Origin of the sequence: Phocaeicola oris (assembly GCF_021295095.1) — a bacterium.
Taxonomy (GTDB): Bacteria; Bacteroidota; Bacteroidia; order Bacteroidales; family Bacteroidaceae; genus Phocaeicola; species Phocaeicola oris.
The window spans coordinates 108,362-131,167 of sequence record NZ_JAJLQX010000005.1 but is presented as its reverse complement, the minus strand read 5'-3'; the positions used below and the strand labels follow the sequence as shown (position 1 = coordinate 131,167).

The 22,806-nt window shown below is 38.4% G+C and carries 11 protein-coding genes and 1 pseudogene; 8 read left to right on the top strand and 4 right to left on the bottom strand.

Annotated features, from left to right (window positions below):
- The 3 genes and pseudogenes from LO761_RS04360 to LO761_RS04350 form a co-directional block, all read right to left on the bottom strand.
- The coding region (locus tag LO761_RS04360; protein WP_272817107.1) for a hypothetical protein at positions 1-210 on the bottom strand (210 nt) is incomplete at its 3' end.
- Positions 211-394: 184 nt separating this feature from the next.
- Positions 395-772, bottom strand: coding sequence for a transposase (locus tag LO761_RS04355; protein ID WP_272817106.1), 378 nt, complete (start codon positions 770-772; stop codon positions 395-397).
- Positions 773-934: 162 nt separating this feature from the next.
- Positions 935-2,893 (bottom strand): annotated as a pseudogene (locus tag LO761_RS04350) (glycoside hydrolase family 127 protein); the annotation flags it as partial.
- Positions 2,894-3,102: 209 nt separating this feature from the next.
- On the opposite strand from LO761_RS04350, the gene LO761_RS04345 reads away from it, so the two are divergent.
- Positions 3,103-6,339: a S41 family peptidase gene (locus LO761_RS04345; protein WP_272817104.1), complete on the top strand. Its 3,237-nt coding sequence runs from the start codon at positions 3,103-3,105 to the stop codon at positions 6,337-6,339.
- Between the two features lie 141 nt (positions 6,340-6,480).
- Here the strand turns inward: LO761_RS04345 and LO761_RS04340 are convergent, their stop codons facing one another.
- The gene (locus tag LO761_RS04340) at positions 6,481-7,851 is read right to left on the bottom strand and encodes an MATE family efflux transporter (RefSeq protein WP_272817113.1); all 1,371 of its coding nucleotides are present in this window, start codon (positions 7,849-7,851) and stop codon (positions 6,481-6,483) included.
- Between the two features lie 327 nt (positions 7,852-8,178).
- Here LO761_RS04340 and LO761_RS04335 point away from each other — a divergent pair, with 327 nt between their 5' ends.
- The 7 genes from LO761_RS04335 to LO761_RS04305 all read left to right on the top strand — a co-directional run bounded on the left by LO761_RS04335 (position 8,179) and on the right by LO761_RS04305 (position 22,713).
- Positions 8,179-11,241, top strand: a complete 3,063-nt coding sequence (locus LO761_RS04335) for a SusC/RagA family TonB-linked outer membrane protein (protein ID WP_272817103.1) — start codon at positions 8,179-8,181, stop codon at positions 11,239-11,241.
- Between the two features lie 21 nt (positions 11,242-11,262).
- The gene (locus tag LO761_RS04330; RefSeq protein WP_272817102.1) at positions 11,263-12,807 is read left to right on the top strand and encodes a RagB/SusD family nutrient uptake outer membrane protein; all 1,545 of its coding nucleotides are present in this window, start codon (positions 11,263-11,265) and stop codon (positions 12,805-12,807) included.
- Positions 12,808-12,869: 62 nt separating this feature from the next.
- Positions 12,870-14,357, top strand: coding sequence for an aryl-sulfate sulfotransferase (locus LO761_RS04325; RefSeq protein ID WP_272817101.1), 1,488 nt, complete (start codon positions 12,870-12,872; stop codon positions 14,355-14,357).
- An 8-nt stretch (positions 14,358-14,365) separates the two neighbouring features.
- A complete protein-coding gene (gene chrA, locus LO761_RS04320; protein ID WP_272817100.1) occupies positions 14,366-15,538 on the top strand; it encodes a chromate efflux transporter in 1,173 nt (390 codons plus the stop codon).
- A gap of 2 nt (positions 15,539-15,540) precedes the next feature.
- A complete protein-coding gene (locus LO761_RS04315) occupies positions 15,541-16,557 on the top strand; it encodes a sulfotransferase family protein (protein WP_272817099.1) in 1,017 nt (338 codons plus the stop codon).
- Positions 16,558-16,572: 15 nt separating this feature from the next.
- On the top strand, positions 16,573-19,554 hold the full coding sequence (locus tag LO761_RS04310; RefSeq protein WP_272817098.1) for a glycoside hydrolase domain-containing protein: 2,982 nt from the start codon (positions 16,573-16,575) through the stop codon (positions 19,552-19,554).
- Positions 19,555-19,566: 12 nt separating this feature from the next.
- Positions 19,567-22,713, top strand: coding sequence for a DUF5107 domain-containing protein (locus LO761_RS04305; protein WP_272817097.1), 3,147 nt, complete (start codon positions 19,567-19,569; stop codon positions 22,711-22,713).
- Positions 22,714-22,806: the final 93 nt, after the last annotated feature.

The following is a 22,806-nucleotide window of genomic DNA, read 5'->3' as shown; positions in this document are numbered from 1 at the left end:
TAGGTGATGTCCGCCACCCACAGCTGGTTGGCGGCTGTCAGGACAAGCCCGCGGACGAGGTTCTTCCACTTGTGGTAACGGTGGTTGGAGTTGGTCGTATGACGGGGCTTGGGGGGCGGAAGCATCAGATGATGACGACGCAGAAGGACGTAAAAACAATCCCGTCCCATGACATAGTCCCCTCCGTACATGTCTTTGAGCATCAGCCACAGCTTACAGGCACCGATGCCAAGGTCTTCTTCCCGAATGTCCCTGACATCCCGGACAAGCTGACGCTCACGCATGACTTCCGTCTCCACGTCGACCTTCACCCGGTAGAAGGCCTGACGGCAATGGCCAAATAACCGGCAGACGAGGGTGACCCTGAGGGCATCCTCGCTGACCGGTTCCGTTGCTACCTGGCCCCAGATTTTTTTCTTATCTGAATATCAAAATACACCTCGGCCTTGTCGATCATCATGTCGCGGGCTTTGGTTTCCAACTTGGAAAAGGACAATGCCTTTTCCAGCTCCCTGATGCGCTTCTTCTGCGCCTTGATCTCCTGACGGTAATCGTCTTTGCTACGGTTTGCCATATCGTTCTCGGATGGTTCTGCAGGCAAAGATACCGAATTTTCTTCTGTTTCGTATTGATGAAGCCATCTCAGAAACAAACTTCTATTACTAACACCACACCTCTGAACGAACTTATATACGCTCAGACCAGACTCCTCATACTCGCGAAGAAGATTTAATTTTTCTTCCTCACTGTAATGTTTGTACTTTTTACGCATAAGTTATACACATTTTTATGGTTATTAAATGTGTCTACTTATATCAGTATAAGTCATCGAAGTGAAGCGGGTTCATTAAAAAAGTCGTGTATTACTTTATAAAAGCAGTACACGACTTGTATTTTTTTATTTATCGAACAGATGTTATTTTATCAATGCTTTATTTATGTCTTGAATAAGCCAAACCATCATATTTCCTTTTCCACGATGTGCCCAAGCATAATAAGGAATAAGAGTTAATTTGACAGGAGAGGAAACTATTTTTCCGTTTGCATCATAATTAAGGATTTGCGCGTCCGTACAAAGTTCTTTGATGCCATACAATAAATCCGGTTTTTGAATCAGCTCAATATCTGCCTTCTCATTTACAATGGTGCCTAAAATATTGAAATTATTATCCGGCCATTCGGCACAGTAAACCAGAGGACCTCGTTCGATGGCAATACGCCCTTTGTCGGCTGCCACTTTCTCGTGTGCTTTTACGGTACGCGGTTCCATGTCAAAATGTACGCGAACGATGTCTTTCTTTTTTAAGTTATGAATATTTACATATCCTTTATCGAGTGTATTTTGTTGAATTTCTTGTCCATTTACAGTAATGCTATAGTGTGGATTCTTTCCATCGGTGTACGAGTATAGATCGCTTGGAACCGGCGCGTTCCGAACCCAACCGGGGATACGGATTTTCAAAGTAAATTTTCCTGCTTTGTTCTCTTTGACATTTAAAGCAATGTCACCATTCCAAGGATATTCAGTTTGTTGCTCCAAAACAATGTTTTTACCTTCAATCTGGAATGTCGCGGTATTCGGCATAAACAAGTTTACATAGATGTCACGATCTTTCTGCGCATAGACATAGCCCGGAACTGATGGAATAAAGCGTGAGATGTTTGAAGGACAGCACGCGCAGCCGAACCATGCTTTACGCTCATGCTGCCCATGACTTTCCAACGGATTGGGATAGAAGAAGCGTCCGCCGTCTAATGATACACCTGAAAGTACACCATTATATAAGGTGCGCTCTAAAACATCATAGTATTTTGATTCCCCATGAAGTAAAAACAGACGATAATTCATATAAACATTCCCAATAGCGGCGCAAGTTTCGCAATAAGCTGTGGAGTTTGGCAATTCGTAGTTTTGACCGAACGCTTCACCCATATTTGTTGCGCCAATTCCACCTGTAATGTAATATTTCTTTCCTACAATATTCTCCCAGATACGGTCGATTGCCTGAATATACGATTGATTGCCGGTTAACGCGGCTACATCGGCCATACCTGAATACATATAAGCTGCACGAACCGCGTGACCAACAGCTTCATCTTGTTCTAAAACAGGTTTATGAGTCTGGTTGTATTCGTCCTTCATAGAAGTTTTTCCCCTGTAGTCCAAGAAAAACTTTGCTAAGTCCAAATACTTTTTGTTACCGGTAGCCAAGTATAGTTTTGCCAATCCCATTTCCGCGATCTGATGTCCGGGGACTTTAATTTGTTGTCCTCCCTTTGGACCGATTTCCTTATTTATACAGTCGGCATATTTAATGGCGATGTCTAAAAAGTTTCGTTTCCCTGTTGCTCTGTAATGTGCTACCGCTGCTTCAAGCAAATGTCCTAAGTTATAGAATTCATGGCTTAACTCTTCTACTTTTTCCCAGCGTTTTGTCCCTGCCCATTCGTGCGGATGCTTTGGGTTTTGTGTTCGGGCAGTATACAAATAGCCATCCGGCTCCTGGGCCGCGGCAACTATTACCAATATACTATCTATATAGTTGTCCAGTTTCTTATCCGGATAGGTCTGCATCAAGTAGCTGGCTCCTTCAATTGTCTTATATACATCCGTGTCATCAAAGGAGTAACCGCTAACAGTAAATGTGTCGCAAGGATGAGCAGCTCGTTCAAAGTTGACATAACGTCCCGTTTCTTCACATTTGCTGAATGCTAAAGGAATAGTTACTTCACGACTGGCTTTTAATCGCTGTCCCCAAAAACCTTCCGGATTCACTTTTACTTGAGTGAATTGGACTTGTCCAATAGGGTATCCGTCTGAAGGCTCAGCCTTCTGAGCTTGCAGTCCGATGAATATGACAGATGCTGTTAGCAAGGTGAAAATTCTTTTCATGATATGTCTATATTATTATAGTTAATTGTCCATATAATTTTACAAAGTTATAAAATGGAATGAGAAAAGCAAAAAATCTAACTTTTTTATCCTAAAAGATAGAGAGTCTGGAGGTCTGTTGACAACGAATAAAAAAGAAAATTCTTTTGTTCTATTTATATATTGGTGATTATTCACTAATTTTGAGAAATTTATAAAAGAGGTCTATTATGAGAAGGAAAATTCTTTTTGCTTTTTTACTATTAGGTTCTGCAATGGTTGCTTCTGCTCAAGAAGCACGTTTGCTTCGATTCCCTACTACCAATGGTTCGGATGTGGTATTCTCTTATGGTGGTGATTTGTATAAAGCCCCCATTCATGGTGGAGAGGCTGTTCGTTTAACATCTCATGTCGGATATGAGATGTTTGCTCGATTCTCTCCGGATGGAAAATCAATTGCGTTTACCGGACAATACGACGGAAACACTGAGGTATATCTGATACCGGCTTCCGGAGGCGAGCCTGTCCGGTTGACTTATACAGCTACCAATAGCAGAGATGATTTAGGTGATAGGATGGGACCAAATAATATAGTGATGAATTGGACTCCTGATGGGAAAAACATTGTTTATAGAAATAGAATAGGTGATGGTTTCGAAGGGAAGCTTTGGACTATTTCGAAAGAAGGTGGCATGTCCGAACAGATTCCATTGCCTGAAGGTGGATTTTGCAGTTACTCTCCGGATGGGAAAAAGTTGGCTTACAACAGAGTAATGCGTGAGTTCCGGAATTGGAAATATTATCGGGGTGGTATGGCCGATGATATTTGGGTGTATGACCCAACGGCAAAAAAGGTGGAGAATATAACGGATAATGTTGCTCAGGATATTATACCAATGTGGATTGGGAATGAAATTTTTTTCCTCTCTGACCGAGATAAAAGAATGAATATTTTTGTTTATAACACACAAACAAAAAAGACAGAGAAAGTAACCAACTTTACAGATTATGATGTAAAATTCCCGAGCTCGAACGGGCAACTGATTGTCTTTGAAAAAGGAGGTTACCTTTATACTTTAGATCCGAAGACACGTCAGACTTCGCAGATAAATATTACATTGAACTCTGATAATATTTATGCTCGCAAAGAGATGAAACATGTAGAGAAGAATATGCAACAAGTTGATTTGGCTCCGGATGGAAATCGTTTAGTCGTTACAGCTCGCGGTGAAGTTTTCGATGTGCCTGTAAAAGAAGGAGTGACAAAGAATATTACTTGTACTCCCGGAGCGAATGATCGGGATGGGAGTTGGAGCCCGGATGGGAAATACATTGCCTATATCAGTGATCAAACAGGTGAAACAGAAGTTTGGATGCAGCCTGTTAACGGAAATGAACCTGTTCAGTTGACAAAGGATAATGATACTTATATTCGCAGTATTTACTGGCGTCCTGATAGTAAGAAGATTCTTTATACAGACCGAAAGAATAGGGTTGTTGAAGTAGATGTAATATCAAAGTCGAAGAATATTTTGACGCAGAATCCCGAAGGAGAATTTTATGATGTGGAGTATTCTCCGGATAGCAAATGGATTACTTATACCAAATCGGGAGCAAATAATATGAGTGTCGTATATATTTATAATCTATCGGAAGGGAAAGAGTATCCGGTGACGGAGAAATGGTACGACTCTTCTTCTCCTACGTTTAGTCAAGACGGAAAGTATTTGATTTTTAACTCAAATCGAGACTTCAATCCTATTTATAGTTATATAGAATGGAACTTTGCGTATACTAAGATGGGGGGAGTTTATCTTGCCCTTTTGTCAAAAGAAACGCCATCTCCTTTTTTGGATAAGGATGATGAAGTAAAGATAAAATCGGATGATGATGCTTCGTCTGCTGAAGATAAAGATAAGAAACAAGAATCTGCCACAGATAAAACGATTAAGATTGATACGGATGGCTTGACCGGACGAATTGTTAAATTGCCTTTAGGAACGAATTATTATGGAGGCTTTTATTCGGATGGAAAGAAAGTTTGGTATTCTGCTGGATCAGACTTAAAAGTGTTTGATTTATCTGAACAGAAAGAGAAAACAGTAGCCGAGCATGCAAGTATGTCTGTATCACACGACGGAAAGAAAGCATTGTTCTATCAGCGTGGAACTCTTTATGTTAATGATTTCCCGACAGAGAAAGCAAATTTGGAGAAAGGCGTCAATCTGAAAAATATGGTTGCATTGGTTGATTATTCAAAAGAATGGCCTCAGATTTTTGATGAGACGTGGCGTGCGTTCCGCGATGGGTTCTATTTGGAAAATATGCATGGTGCCGATTGGAAAGCATTGAAAGAAAAGTATGGATCTTTGGTTCCGTATGTCAAAACACGGATTGATTTGAATTATGTGATTGCCGGAATGATTTCTGAACTGGCTTGTGGACATGCCTACATTAATCCGGGTGAAACGGCAAGTCCCGAAAGGATTAAGATGGGTCTGCTTGGAGCGGAAATCAGTCGGGATAAGAGTGGCTATTATCGGATAAATAAGATTTTGCCGGGAGCTGTTTATAGTAAGACTCTTCGTTCGCCACTGACAGAGCCGGGGCTTAATATTAAGGAAGGCGATTATATCACGGCAATTGATGGAATTTCCACCAAGACGGTAGATAATATTTATCAGTTGTTAATAGGTAAGGCAGAAGTAATGACCGAATTGCTTGTTAATAGTTCAGCTTCGGATAAAGGGGCACGAAAAGTGGTGGTTACTCCTATAGAGAATGAATATCCGTTATATCATTATAATTGGGTGCAAAAGAATATTCAGACTGTGGAGAAAGCAACGAATGGAAAGGTTGGCTATATCTATATTCCGGATATGGGACCTGAAGGCTTGAATGAGTTTGCCCGCTATTTTTATCCGCAATTGGATAAGGAGGCTTTGATTATAGACGACCGTGCTAATGGTGGTGGTAATGTATCTCCTATGATTATTGAGCGTTTGCTTCGTAAGCCGTACCGTATGACTATGCGTCGTGGTTCGACAAAGACAGGAACTATTCCGGATGCTACGCAGTATGGCCCTAAAGTATTGCTAATTAATAAATATTCTGCTTCGGATGGTGATTTATTCCCTTGGAGTTTTCAGGCGAATGGGATAGGTCATGTTATAGGAACCCGTACTTGGGGAGGTATTATTGGAATTAGTGGTTCACTTCCTTTTATGGATGGTACAGATGTCCGCGTTCCTTTTTTCACAAATTATGACGCGAAGACAGGTAAGTGGATTGTGGAGAATCATGGAGTAGATCCTGATATCTTGATAGATAATGATCCGATAAAGGAAGCTGCCGGCATAGACCAGCAATTGGAAAAGGCTATTGAGGTGGCATTGGAAGAGTTGAAAACTCGCGTTCCTTTGCCAAAGGTTCCTGCTCCGAGAACATATAAAGATTTAGGATTGTAATACCAATTAACCGGTTTGTGAACGAAAGACGTTCAAGAGTTATTTGAAAGGGACACGTATAATCGGCTCGTTTGTTCAGAATCAAACGAGCCGATTTCTTTATGAGTTGGAGAAACATCTTGATGACTCATTCAGATTAGCTTATAGCTTTCCAACCTTGTTCATCCATTTTCCGGTTTTCATTCTTATTAGGAAAATGGCTCCTCTGAAACAAAGTTCAGTGCACATGGCAATCCAAACACCTTTTAAACCTAACGAGGGGGCAAGCGTGGCAGCTAAGGTGATTCGTACTGCCCACATACTGAAGAAGTTCATTCCACTGGGAATAAGTGTATCGCCGGCTCCTACACATACACCATAACTTACAATAGCAGCTGCGAACATCGGTTCGGCAAACGCTTCAATTCGCAAAGCCATAACGCCTAAATCTCTGATTTCTTGAACAGGAGTCATGATGCTCATCATAAGAGGAGCACTCATATACATGATAAATCCCATGAATGTCATGACAACCATACCCATTATAATGCTGATGCCCGCAAACCGTTTCATCAAATCTTTTCTTCCTGCACCGGCGCTTTGCCCGACTAAGGTGGTAGCGGCATCGGCTATACCATACCCCGGCATATAACAAAGGCTCTCCACAACTATTCCGAAAGAGTTTGCCGCGATAGCAACAGCACCCAATGGAGCGACAATAATAGTGGTGGTAATATAGGCAGTACACATCACAATGTGCTGAATGCCCATCGGGATACTAATTCGAATAGCTTTTTTTAAGGTATCGGCTGTAGGTAAGAAGTGCCCTTTTTCGTGTACGATTTTCAAATCTTTTGAGCGGAAGCAAAGGAAATAAAGCATCAGTACAGCCGTGACTATCTCTGCTAAGGCTGTACCTAAGGCAGCTCCTGTTACAGACAATCCGGCACCCGGCATAAAAACATTTAGGTTGAGAATATTTACAGTTTGAGATGGGAATATCAGGAAAAAATTGAATATGACATCCAAGGTACACATAAGGACATTCAACAGACTCGGAACTAAAATATTACCACTTGAGCGGAGCATTCCGGCACCTAAGATTTCAAATATAAGAAAAGGGATACAAAGCGTGAAGATTCTGAAATAGCTTGACGCGTCTGCGGCTATTTCTTCATTGGCTCCGAGCCAGCCCGGAAGGAAAGGACTGATAGAAACTCCAATTAAAGAGATGCACAAACCGAATACCAAAGCGGATATAAGTCCTTGTCGCAGAACATTCTTAGCCTCTTCTTTCCGATCGCCTCCGATGAGATGGGCAACTTGTACATAGAAACCGGTCATAGCTGCCGAACACACACCGCCTAAGAGCCAGATGGTGGTCTCTACAATTCCGATGGAAGCAGATTGATTAGCCCCTAAGCTACCCACCATGGAAGCGTCAATATACTGCATGATGGTAGCGGAAAGTTGAGCTAAGATTGCAGGAGTACTCAGTTGAATCGTCAGATGCAACTGTTGTTTCAACGTCATAGGTTTCCCTAATCGGATGAGAGATAGCAAACTGTCTTTATTTTCTTTAAACACGTTGCAAAGATAATGCTTTTATATTTGAAAAGATTTCTGCTTGATGTAATAAAAAGTAAAAAAAGCATTAAGTTCTTTTTTAAATTTTATCCTTATTATATGCATAAAACTATGATTTGAAACGAACGAAATAATCATAAAATTTTTGATTTTCTTTAGAAAAAATAGATTTTTTCAATACCTTTGTCCATTCTTATAACTAATATAAGCAAGTAAAACGTAAAATTAACTTAATTCACTAATTCACTCAAAATGAGCTGTAAAAGAACACTTATGGTATCCTTTATTGCTTTATTTTTAGCAATGGGTACAACACAGATCTCTGTTTTTGCAGCAGTCCCAAGTCCGGTAGTCGACCAACAGACTAGAACGGTAAAAGGTACTGTTAAGGATAAGACAGGTGAGCCTGTAATGGGAGCTACTGTTCTTGTGAAAGGAACGACAAATGGAACTACCACCGATTTGGATGGTAATTATACATTGTCAGGCGTTCGCGATGGACAGATTTTGTCTTATTCTTTTATTGGAATGAAGACTAAAGAGGTGCAAGTTTCTTCTTCTACAATCGACGTTGTGCTAGAAGAAGATGCTATTGGTTTGGAAGAAATTGTTGCCATCGGATATGGTTACGTCAAAAAGAAAGATTTGACAGGTGCTGTGTCAACTGTTTCTGCTAAGGATATGACACTTGGTGGTACGGTTAGCAATGCAGCTTTGGCATTGCAAGGTAAATCCGCTGGAGTCCAAGTATCACAAAGTTCAAAAGCTCCGGGAGGAACTATTTCGGTACGTGTCCGTGGAAGTAATTCAATTAGTTCTTCAAATGAACCGTTGTATGTTGTTGATGGATTTCCTACAACACAAGGATTAAATATCAACCCTAATGATATTGAATCAATGGAAATTTTGAAAGATGCTTCAGCGACAGCTATCTATGGTGCTCGTGGTGCCAATGGTGTTGTTCTTATTACTACAAAGCGTGGTAAAGCTGGGGAGAATAGAATTTCTTATAACGGATATCTGGGTGTTCAAAAGATCCAAAATCCTTTCGATTTTATTTCAGCAAAGGAATATATGAATCTAAAAAATGCTTTATATCAAGAAATAGATGGTCAGGAGGGGAACCCAAACGGAGTATATACTCCATCACAGTTGCAGTCGAATGTAGATACAGATTGGTTGGATGTTTGTACTCGCTTAGGTATCGTTCAGGATGATAATGTTCAGTTTGTCGGTGGTTCGGATAAGACAAAAGTCATGACTAGTTTAGGTTATTATGGTCAACAAGGTGTCTTGAAGAATACAGACTTCAAACGTTACTCCGGTCGTGTGAATGTTGATCAGACTATTAATGATTACATTAAAGCAGGTGCAACAGTTTATGCGCATCGTGAAGATTCAAAATATCAGCAATATAGCGGTAACATTGTGAATTCAAACGTGTTGTTAAGTGTTCTTCAGTATGATCCGACAGTTAAACCTTATAATGAAGATGGCTCTTATGGACGTGTTCCCGGAGGTCGTGGTGATAACCCATTGGCCAATTTGTTGGAGCGTAATAATAAATCACAAAGTGATAAGTTTAACGGAACTGCTTTTCTTGAGATTCATCCTTTCCAGGATTTGACCTTGAAAGCAACAGGTGGTGCTGAAATATTACATAATTTCCAAGGAACTTATCTTCCTTCTTCTACGACTTATCAGGGAAGTATTGATAATGGTATAGCAACTACATACGACTATTCTTCAACGAATTTGTTGTTTGAAGGAATAGCAAACTACATGCATACTTTTAATAAGGTACACGACTTTAATGCTATGTTAGGTTATACTTATGAAAAGTATACTTCAGAATATCGCTCAATGACTGCGAAAAATTTCTCAACTGACGTGTTTACCTGGAATAATATTGGTGCAGCTTCGGAAAAAACGTCAATTGGTTCAAACAAGACAGAGAATATCTTGATTTCTTTCTTAGGCCGTCTAAATTATTCTTATAATGGTAAGTATTTGGCTACATTCACCATTCGTCGTGATGGTTCTTCGCGTTTTGGTAAGAATGAGCATTGGGGAACATTCCCTTCTGGTTCTTTGGCATGGCGTGCTGGTGAAGAAAATTTCATTAAGAACTTGGGAATATTTAGTAACTTGAAAGTTCGTGCAGGATTCGGTGTAACAGGTAACGAGCGCATTGGTGATTATGCGTCATATGCATTGATGTCAACTACTCATTTAACGTTTGATGGTAGTTCAAATGTTACTGGAACTCATTTGCGTCAAAGCAGTGCCGAGAACCCAGATTTGAAATGGGAGACAACAACACAGTATAATGTTGGTTTAGATATGGGCTTCTTTAATGATCGGTTGGCTGTCACAATTGATGCATATTACAAGAAGACTAATGATTTATTGCTGAACGTTTCATTACCTCTTTATAGTGGATATATTTCCGGACAGCAGAATGTAGGTTCTATTTCTAATAAAGGTATTGAATTGGATATTACTTCTCATAACCTGACAGGTCCATTGGTATGGGATACAAAATTTAATATTGGATTTAATAAGAATGAAGTATTGAATTTAGGTTCTCAGGGGGATATTTATATCACATCGTCTAAGCCGATGGGTACCGTTTCAGAAGAACATTATGCCGTCGTTCGTGAAGGGGAGGCTTTGGGATCATTGTTTGGATATAAGTATCTTGGTGTTCTCCAACAAGGTGAGACTTATGCCCCGCAACCAAACGCAAAACAGGGTGATCCTAAGTTTGCTGATGTTAATGGTGATGGTCAGATTACTTCAGCCGATCGTACAATTATCGGCCATGCAAGTCCTGATTTTATTTTTGGTTTGACAAATACATTCAGTTATAAGAACTTTGACTTGAATATCTTCTTTCAGGGTTCTGTAGGAAACGACTTGTTGAATATGACTCGGATGAATCTGGAATGGGATAGAACTACGGATGCATTAAAGCGTTGGACATCTTCAAATATGAATACTGATATCCCACGTAATGGATTTTATTATTCGAAGTATGGTGGTTATATCAATGATCACTTCATAGAGGATGCTTCTTTCGTTCGTTTGAAAAATATTACTTTAGGCTATACTATTCCGTTTAAGAAGGTCATTTCTTCATGTCGCGTATATATAGCCGCTGAGAATCTGTTAACTCTTACTGGTTATTCAGGTTGGGATCCGGAAGTTGATACTAAGGCATATGAGTATTCTGGGTCTAATTCTAAACAGACAGCCAATGCAGGTGCAGGTTTGGATTTTAACTCTTATCCGGCAATGCGTACCTACACTGTTGGTATGAATATCACATTCTAACATTTAAGAAATTATAACTATATGAAAATAAATAAATATTTAATAGGTTTAGCTGCAATAGGGTTGGTTGCTTGTACAGACCTGGAACCAACTTTGTATAGTAATTTGACGACAACGAATGCCTATACTACCGAATCTGATATTAATGCCGCATTGGTTGGTGTTTATGCAGATCTTGCTCCTTATCCTGGTGATGGATGGATGTATTATGCAGGTTATTTTGTAATGATTTCAGATTATGCAACAGATATGGGTTATTCAACTGCTGCCGGTGATCCTACTAAATTAAGTCAGATGACTTATGATGCTAATAATCGTTACTTCCGCTATAATTGGCAGTGCGCTTATCAGGTTATTTCTAATGCAAATGTGGTTATTGCAAATGTTGATAAAGTGAGTGGCATGACAGATGAGAGTAAAGCTTTGATCAAAGCTCAGGCTAAGTTCTGCCGTGCCCTTGCTTATCGTGATTTAACAGACGCATGGGGGGCTGTTCCTTTTTTGACAACTTTACAAAATCCAAATGATATTAAAAATATGGAGTTGACTCCGGTAGCTACTATTGAGGAAACTTTAATATCTGATTTAAAGGAATGTATTGCAATATTGCCTGAGACTTGGGGTAGTGAGGAGTTAGCTCGTGCTACTAAAGGTGCCGCAGAAACATTGCTTGCTAAGATTTATTTGCGCAATCATGATTATGCAAATGCAAAAACATATATAGATATGGTTTTGTCTTTACGCGATAAAGGCGTTTATGCTTTAGAGAAAGACTTTAAAAACGTATGGTCTGAAAGCAATAAATTTAATAAAGAGTTCATCTTTTGTATTTTACATGAGGCAACAACGAATGGTGGTGAGATAACTAACCACTTTGGTCCTTCTGATCATCCAGATGTTCCTGGACGTTGGCAATATTATGGAGTATCTCTTCCTTTCTGGAGAAGTTACTCAAAGCAAGACCCGCGTCGAGAATTTTTCTATTATGACTATACCGGTGCTTCAAAACGTGATGATACTACAGAAAATGGTTTTCATTATATGGTTCCGGATGAAGGTGTAACAGTTGTTCCTAATGATACTACTAAGTTTATGCAGAATGTGGCTACTATGAAGTATTCATATAAAATGGTTTCATCTTCATATTATGATGGACGTACAATTAGTATTTTCCGTTTGTCAGATGTTATTCTTATGAAGGCTGAAGTTGAAAATAATTTAAATGGCGTAGCCGCTGCTTTACCTTATTTGAATCAGATTAGAGAACGTGCAGGTGCACCTCTTTACGGAAGTAGTAACGAGTTTCAGATTCCAGCCAGTGTAGAAGAAATGGATCAAGCCATTTTGAATGAACGTGGCTGGGAACTTGTTTTTGAATTCCAACGTCGTGCCGACTTGATACGCTTTGGTAAATATGAAATAACCGTAAATAATTATCTTCAGAAGTTAGGTCTTGCAAAGCCTACTACTGTTACAGCAAATTTGCGTTATTTCCCTTATCCTTTATATGACGCTCAGCAGAATACTTATATGAATGAGGCTAATCAAAATCGTTTGTCACATTAATTTTTGAATATGAAAAAGGGATGCCTGTACTGACAGGTATCCCTTTATTGTTATAAAATCAGATGAAGAAAACAATAGTTCTTATATCATTATTAGTTATTGCTTTAGTATTTGGATATTATTATCTGAACCGAAATACTATTAAACGAATTACGCTTACTTCACCTCATAATACAGCTATGTATAATAAAGTGGAAGTCGTATTGGCTAAACCGGCACCGGTTTACATTATTTATAAAGAGAAATCTACAGGAAAAACATATAAGACCCGTACTGCACCTGCGGATACATTGGTGCAATTAGATTTATTATTATTAAAGGCTAATACAGAATATACATATAGGGTTGTTATAGATGGCTTGTTTAAAGAAGAATCAAAAGAATTGTCGTTTAAAACAAGAGAACAATCTCCATGGTTAATAAATCGTTGGCTCAGTAAGGAAAAACCACACGATGGTTCTGCTTTAGGAAATGGTTATATATTAGTTTGTTTTGGACGCTTGCCTGGTTATATGGCCTTAATTGATGGAGAAGGTGAAGTCCGCTGGTATTGGCAAATTGCAGATATAGGAGTAAGAGCAGCATCTATTACTCCACGAGGAACTTTTTTAGCCATGCTACGTCCGGCTTTACGAGATGTTATCGATGACAAACCAATGACTCCGGAAGAAGTTAGAAAAGAAGAGCATAAGAAACCTATGCGTAGAGGATCTATCGGCTTTGCCGGAGGTACTGGCTTGGCAGAAGTTTCTCTTACCGGTGATTTGATGTGGAGGCTTAATTTAGATTCGGTAGAAAAAGAAAAAGATTATCTAGTTATTCATCATGATATTCTTATGGATAAAGAAAATCATATACATACGCTTTATCGGCCAAAGAAAGTAGCTTCTATTAAAGTGAATGGTTGCTTGGAAACAGATACCTTGGGTGGAGATGGTATAATGGTTATAGATACTTTAGGTAATGTTTTAAAAACATTGTCTTTGTGGGATGTGTGGGATATTGACAAGGATCCATATATAGCAGAATATCGTTATGATCGTTTTCATGCAAATGGATTGTGTTTTGATAGCGATGGTAACTATTTAATTTCTGCTCCTATAGAGGACCAAATATGGAAATTAGATGCTAACAGCGGTAAGATATTATGGCGTTTAGGAAGAAATGGAGATTTTAAGATGGATAGTATTGCATATTTTTCTTTTCAGCATAGCCCATATATTATGAATAATGGTGATTTAATGCTTTTTGACAACGGATTATATGATGAACGTTCTGGGGCAAAGTCCTTTCATATTGATGAACAGAATAAAACAGCGAAGCTAGTTCTTAGTGCAATGCTTTCGAAAGATAAATATACTTCTAGAATGGGAAATGCATTCATGCTACCTAACGGAAATATTTTGCAGTGTAGCTCTAAGACTGGTTCTATAATGGTTACAGACCGTACGGGAAAAATTTTATGGGAAAGTTTAATGTATTATGCCCCATATAGAGCTGTTTATGTCCCACAAGATTTGTTTAACAGATATTTTACTGAGATAAAATAACAGAGCGGATGAAGAATGGCATCTTATACATATTTCTGACTTTCTTGAAATTGGGGTCTACAGCTTTTGGTGGCTATATGTCATTAATCGCTATAGTTCAAAGGCAGATAGTGGAAATTGATAAGAAGATGAAAGAAGAGGATTTGTTAGATGGTATTTCCTTAGTATCTGTTCTTCCTGGTCCTATGGCTGTCAATCTTATTGCCTATGTTGGTTATCGCTTAAAAGGACTTAGTGGAGCATTTGCAGCTTTCATTGCTATAATCATACCATCCTTTTTCTTAGTTCTCTTTTTATCCTGGTTTTATTTTAATTATGGTAATGTTCCACAAGTAAAAAGTATTTTTCAAGGTTTTTTACCTATGATAGTTGCATTAATCTTTACTGTGGCTCTTAATATGGCTAAAAAGCAGTTAAAAGTTTCTTCGCAGTGGGTAATAGGGATAATATCTGCATTGTTATTGGTGTTAGTTGGAGGCTTTTGGCTCACATTTGCTATAATAGTTTTAAGTGGTTTAATAGGCTATTTCTTATTCAGGGAAAATAAGCCTATATTAAATTCTGATATTGATTTTCATATAAGCAAAAATCCCATTTTTGCTTTTTTTTCGATCATTGTTTCCTTTCTCTCTTTAGTTTTTGTAGGTGGGGCCATGAATAGTAGTCCCAATCTGATAAAGATAGTTTCTATTTTTGGTGGGTCCAGCCTAACTCTTTTTGGTGGTGGTTATGTTGTTATTCCTACATTAAGAGAATTATTTGTTGGGAATCTTGGTTGGTTAACAGATAGTCAGTTTGCTGATGGAATAGCCATAGGACAAGTTACACCTGGACCAATCTTTATTACTTCTGCTTTTATTGGTTATAAGGTGGCAGGATTTTTAGGAGCATTAATGGCAACGATTGCAATGTTTACTCCTCCGGCAGTCTTAACGGTTATTTGTGCCCGTTTCTTTATGCCTTTAACTAAGTTATCTGCAGTAAAGGCAATAATGAAAGGAGTGCGTGCATCCGTCATTGGAATGATTTTTGCTTCTACTTTTACTATAGGTAAAACAATGGACTTTTCTATTCCAACCTTTGCATTACTTGCTATTTATCTGATAGTTACATATAAGTTCAAGATGAGTCCTGTTTATTTGATTCTCGGATCAGGTATTGCAGGTTTATTATTATTTTGATTATGGATGATATTATTGGAATACAAATGATTGGAACCCAACGGTCGGGTTCTAATTTATTAAGGGTGATGCTTGACGCTATTGATGAAATAGTTGCTCCGCATCCACCACATATACTTCAACGTTTTTTACCTTTACTTCCTAAGTATGGCGATTTATCAGATAAAAATAATTTTCATAATTTAGTTGAAGATGTATGTGAATTAGTGTGTATTAATCCTGTTCCATGGGAAGGGGTTATTTTAAATACGGAAAATGTATTGAAAGAATGTGAACATCCTACTTTGTTCGATGTCTTTCATATTATTTACAAAACAGCAGCTATTCAAACTCATGCAACACATTGGTTATGTAAGAGTATGAAAAATTCTTATTATGCAAAGGCCATGGAAGATGCAGGAATTCATCCTTTTTATTTATATTTGTATCGTGATGGGCGAGATGTAGCTCTTTCTTTCCAAAAAGCAATTGTGGGGGAAAAACATATCTATGCTTTGGCTAATGTTTGGAAAAAAGATCAGGAAGCGGCTTTGGCTGTGCGTTCTATTGTTCCAGCGAAGCGATTTATAAGTTTAAGTTATGAAGAATTAATAGTTGATCCGGAAGGAACTGTGAGAAGTTTATGCCAAAAGTTAGGTGTTTTGTATACTAATAAAGTCATGGACTACTATAAATCATCAGAGTCGAAGCATACGGCTATAGCTGGTAAAATGTGGCAGAATGTCATCAAACCTGTTTTGAAGAATAATAGTAAGAAGTTTTTGAAAGAGATGTCTCCTAATGATATTTGTATTTTTGAATCTGTAGCAGGTAATGTATTGAAAGAACTTGGGTATGAGCTTTATACTGATTCTGATAAACTTTGTTCTTTTTCAGAGGATGAAATTACGTTGTTTATGGAGGAGAATGATAGGTTGAAGAGAAAGTTTAAAATGGAAAAAGTTGATCCGGGAGATATTGAAAAGCGACGTCCTCAGATGGAACTGTTGGAAAGAATACGTAATTATAATGATAAGTAATAATATATAAATGATATGAAAAAGTACGTTATTGCATTCTTTATTCTATTTCCATTAACTATCGTGTCGGCTCAGACTGTTCCGACTGAAGATTTGTATGGGACAGGAACTTGGAATGCTGATTCTTTAGGAAACCATAGAGTAGTAGTTGCAGTTGATAAGTCTTTAGATGTCGTTTTGGCAAATTTGGAATGGCGTCGCCGTGATGCTAATCCCGATCAGAAGAATATTATTGTTGTTGATGCAACAACGGGAAAACGTATTACCAATGTAGCCCGTTTTACTGTTAATCAGGAGAAAGGAGAAATAGCTTTCCAGCCACAGACTGTTCCAGGAGAATATTATATTTACTATTTAAAGAATGTAACGAGCGGAAGTAAATATTATCCGACAGTTAAATATCCCCCGTTTGAGGATACTGCTGATGTTTCATGGTTGAAAAAAAATTATTTAACCGGTAAGAATGCTCCCAAATTACCTGTAGCTCGTCTCGTGCAGTACCAAGCTATTAATAAGTTCAATAGTTTTTATCCAATGGAAATTATTGCTACAGCGGCTGAGAAAAAGAAATTATTGGCTTCACAACCAAAAGGTAAATATATTCTGTTTACAGAAGATCGTATGAATCCGATTCGTATGACTATGGATATCCCTTATAAATGGATTAAGGACAACCATCACGATTCTTTTGAAGGTAAAGCTGATAAGGGAGAATACTATACTTTCCAATTTGGTGTTTGGGCTGTTCGAGATGCAGTAAATAAGTTGAAAGTGGATTTTTCTTCTTTTGTTAATTCAAAAACAGGAGAACAATTGCCAGCTTCTTCTTTTATTTGTTTTAATACCGGAGGCATAGATGTGACAGGAACAGTTTTTGAAAAGAATTGTTCCGTTGAGAAAGGAAAAGTTCAGGCTTTATGGATGGGTACCATGATACCAGAACAGATATCAACAGGAACTTATGAGGGAACTGTTACGGTTTCTTCTGCTAATGCGGAGGTTAAGACGGTCAAAGTGAAAATAAATGTTTCGAATAATGTTATTGCTAATCACGGAGACAATGAACCGGAGCGAATGACTCGCCTTCGTTGGTTGAACTCTTCTATTGGGTTTGATAATGAAGTGATTGCTCCTTATACTCCCATTTCTTTTAAAGGAAAGAAATTTTCTATTCTTGGCCGAGACATTCAATTATCTGACAATGGATTGCCTGCTTCTATAACGAGCTATTTTAAAGAAACAATGACAGAGATTGGGCAGGAAGGTAAACCTATTTTAGCTTCTCCTATGGATTTACAGGCAGATGGAGGAAATTGGGAAAACTTGGATTTCGAAATAGTAAAGCATAAGCCGGCTGCCATAGAATGGACTGCACTCAATCAGAATGACCAGTTTTTGATGCAGTTAGATGGGGAATTGGAATCGGATGGTAATATAACTTATAAAATTACTTTGGTTGCACGTAAAGATGGTAAGGTTAATGATATTCTTTTAAAGGCATCTTTAACTCCCGGACTTGCAGAATATATGATGGGCTTAGGAGAGAAAGGTGGTTATTGTCCAAATGATTTAAAATGGAAATGGGATATTGAGAAAAATCAGGATGCAATTTGGGCGGGTTCTGTGAATGCCGGATTGCAGCTTCGTTTCTATGATAATAATTACCGTCGTCCATTGAATACGAATTTTTATCACCAGCAGCCATTGGTTATGCCCGTTTCATGGTATAACAATGGAAAAGGTGGCATTAATTTGAATAAGGGTGTGATTACAGCTTATTCCGGAACACGTGAGGTTAAGAAGGGCGACCGTCTTTATTACTATTTTAATATCTTAGTGACTCCTTTTCGTACGATTGATACAGCTAAGCATTTTAAAGACCGTTTCTATCATAAGTATGAATTTATTGATAAAGTTGAGGAGTTTGGCGCTAATGTTATAAATGTCCATCACGCAACACCTATTAATCCGTTTATTAATTATCCGTTCCTCCGTGCGAAGGAGATGAAGGCATACATTGATGGAGCACACGCACGCAATATAAAGGTGAAAATTTATAATACAGTCCGTGAATTGTCTAATAGCTGTGCAGAAATATTTGTTCTCCGCAGCTTGGGAGATGAGATTTTCTCTAAAGGAAAAGGTGGAGGTTTTTCATGGTTACAGGAACATTATGATCAGGACTATATTGGAGCTTGGTTTGTTCCTGAGTTAAAAGATGCTGCTATCGTAACAACAGGTGTTTCTCGTTGGCATAATTACTATATGGAAGGACTCGACTGGTTAGTTAAGAATGTGGGTATAGATGGTTTATATATTGATGATTTAGCTTTCGATCGTATGTCAATGAAGCGTGTTCGTAAAATACTGAATAGAACAAATCCGAGTGCAATGATCGACTTGCACTCTGCGAATCAATATAATAAATCGGACGGATTTGCCAACAGCGCAAATCTTTATTTGGAGCACATGCCATATTTAGATCGTATTTGGTTTGGAGAATACTTCGATTATAATTTCAATCCTGAGTTTTATCTTATTGAAGTTTCAGGTATTCCTTGGGGAACAATGGGAGAAATGCTTCAGGATGGCGGAAACAAATGGAGAGGTATGCTCTATGGCATGACTGCCCGTATGCCGTGGACTGAAGGTGTGGATAATCGTCCAATCTGGAAAATTTGGGATGAATTTGAAATAGAACATAGTGAAATGATTGGTTATTGGGTAAAAGATAATCCGGTGAAAACTAATAGTAATAAGACTTTAGCTACTATTTATCGTCAGAAAGGTAAAAAAACATTAGTTTCTATTGCTACTTGGGCAGAGGAAGGGGAAACTATTACCTTGGATATTGATTGGAAGGCATTAGGACTTGATCCGCTAAAGGTAAAGTTGCATGCTCCAAAAGTTGATTTGTTTCAGAATGAGGCAACTTGGAATGTTGGTGATTCTATTAATGTTCCGAAAGGTAAAGGGTATCTGATTATAATTGAATAAATTTAATATATCATGAAACGCATTTTTTTAACTTTATGTCTGGTCTTAGTTGCTATGCAAGGATTTTCACAAGCGACAGTAAGAGAGGTAAATGAGTCTATTAAGACTTACCCTTTCTCTGATCCGAATCCTGTACCAGAACCTTCAAATTTTATTTATCCTTATTTCCGTTATGACGGGTATGCCGTTAAGGGAGTAGAACAAAATTGGAAAGTGGTTGAATTGGAGAATCCTTATATTAAGGTTTCTGTGTTCCCTCAAGTGGGGGGTAAGATTTGGGGGGCCATTGATAAGACAACGGGAAAAGAGTTTGTTTATAAAAATAATGTCATGAAGTTCCGTAATATCGCGATGCGCGGGCCTTGGACTTCGGGTGGCATCGAGTTTAATTTCGGTGTTATCGGACACGTGCCTTCTACAGCTACGCCGGTTGATTACGTTACGAAACAAAAATCGGATGGCAGTGCCAGCTGTTATGTATCTTCGTATGAGTGGGTGACACATACATGGTGGACAGTGGAGGTGAATGTTCCGGCTGATAAGGCTTTTTTCACAACCAATGTGGTTTGGCATAATAGCTCAGATATGGATGAACCATATTATCAGTGGATGAATGCTGGTTATCCTTCTCAGGGGAAGGCTGAATTTACTTATCCGGGTACCCATTATATTGGCCACGGCGGAGAACTTCATTCATATCCTTATGACGAGGACGGTCATAATATTGGTACTTACGAGGGAAATAATCAGGGTCCTTCGGTTTCTTATCATGTCTTAGGAAAGTATAATGATTTCTATGGTGTTTATTATCATGATAAAGACTATGGATCGATACATTATGCTGATTATGCCGATAAATTGGGAATGAAAATATTTTTATGGGGTACAGCTCGTTCGGGTGCTATTTGGGAGGATTTGCTAACGGATGGACACGGACAATATATTGAACTTCAAGCAGGAAGAATGTTTAATCAGCCTGCCGCTAATAGTGCTTATACTCCATATAAACATACTTACTTTGTTCCACAGGGAACAGATCGGTGGACAGAATATTGGTTTCCGGTTGAGAAAATTGGAAATGTTTTGAAAGCCAATAACTATGGCGCGCTAAATGTAACTCGTGAGAACGGGCAGTTGATAATAAGATTCTCTCCATTACAAAAGTTGAATACGGAATTATATGTTTATGATGGTGATAAGTTGGTTAAGACTTTTCCTTTGCAAACAGAAGTCTTGAAAGTTTGGGAAGAGATGTTACCTTTAACCGGCTCTTTACAGAATGAAGGGACATTAAAGATTAAGATTGGTAATCATTTGTTGGAATATTCTGAAGTGATGAGTGATAATATTACTAATCGGCCAAAAGTTACTCCGAAGGATTTTGATTGGAATTCTGTTTACGGGTTTTATACTCAAGGTGATCAGGAGTTGAACCAGAAGTATTATAATGCAGCCGAAAGCCATCTGAAGAAATGTTTGGAAAAGGACGCTAACTTTATGCCGGCTCTTTATAGCTTGGCAACTGTTTATTATCACGAGGGAAGATATAACGAGTCTCTCGAACTTTGTAAGAGGGCGCTGGCAATCAATACCTACGATGGTAAAGTAAACTATTTGTATGGACTTAATAATCAAATATTAGGCAATATCGTTGATGCAAAGGATGGTTTCTCTATCGCATCCCGTTCTGCGGAAGTTTGTAGTGCTGCTTATGAGAAGCTGGCCGAAATGTTTTATGCTGAAGCTGATTATTTAAAAGCTCGGCATTTTGCAGAACGATCTTTAGATTTTAATACTCATAACCTTAGTTCTTTGCGTTTGTTGATGACAATTTATAGGAAAACGAATGCATCTGATAAGGCAAAAGAGCTTATTAATAAAGTGTTAGAGGATGATCCGCTGTATCATCCGGTTCGTTTCGAGGCTTATAAAGCCGGAATAATTAATAAGTCTGATTTTACTTCTGCTATTCGCAATGAGTTGAATAATGAAGTTTATGTAGAGATAGCCAACCAATATGAAAGTATTAAGGATTATGAAGATGCTATCGAGTTGCTTGGTATGATAGATTCTTATCCTATTGCAAATTATAAACGTGCTTATCTGTTAGATCGGACAGGAAAGGCGTCTGATGCTTTGGCTTTGGTAGAGAAAGCTAATAATGAATCTCCTGATATGGTGTTCCCGCACCGTGCTTCTACATTAAAAGCGTTGGAATGGGCTAAGGAAAAGAAGAGCAATTGGAAGATTGACTATTATTGTGCGCTGATTTATTGGGGTAAGCAGCAGAAAGAAATTGCTCGGAAAATCTTCAGTGGAATTAATAATGCCGATGATGCTTCATTCTATTTGACTCGTGCTTCCTTAGAAGAGGGTGATGCTAAATTGGCTGATTTGAAACGAGCAGAGCAAATGCAGAAATCTTGGCGTACAGGATTAGCTTTGGTTAATTACTATTCCGACGTTAAAGATTGGAAGAACGCTGATATTGTTGGGAAGAAGTATATGAAACTTTATCCGGATAATTACATCCTTGGCTTGAAGTATGCTAAGGTTTTGTGTAATGAAGGGCAAAACGATAAGTGTCTTTCTTTGTTGAACAACCTGACTGTTTTGCCTAACGAGGGCGCTTCGGAAGGTCGTGTCGTATATCGTACTGCTCATTTGAACAAGGCCGTCCATTACATGAATACGGGAAATGCTGCTAAAGCTCTTAAAGAAGTGGACGCTGCCGGTGTTTGGCCGGAAAATTTAGGTGTCGGAAAGCCATACGATAAGTTCAATGATACTCGTTTGGAGACTTTCCTTGCTGCCGAAGCTCAGGTTAAGATGGGCAATAAGGAGAAAGCTCAGGCACTTTATAAGGAAGTGCCGAATAATGGGGTGAATGCTTCTTATTTCAAATCGGCTAATTTGTTGGATGCTTTAGCATTGAAGGCTCAGGGAAATGCTGCCGCCGCCGAAGAGATGGTTAACGGTTGGGTAATGAAGTATTCTAACGATGTTGTTGCTCAGTGTTGTGAAGCTATCTATAAAGGAGATACAGAAAAGGCTAAGAGTTTGGTGAGCAAGTATAAAAATCCAAAAGAAGTTCCTGTATGGCAGTCTTCTCGTCCGGATAATGACTTTGAACTTATTCAGTCTTTATTCTTGAAGTAATAGGATAAAAAAATAGATTTATCGGACAGCAGTAAATGTTTTTATTTATGCCCAAAGTCATTACTTCTTTCCGGAAATTCCGGATACCGAACC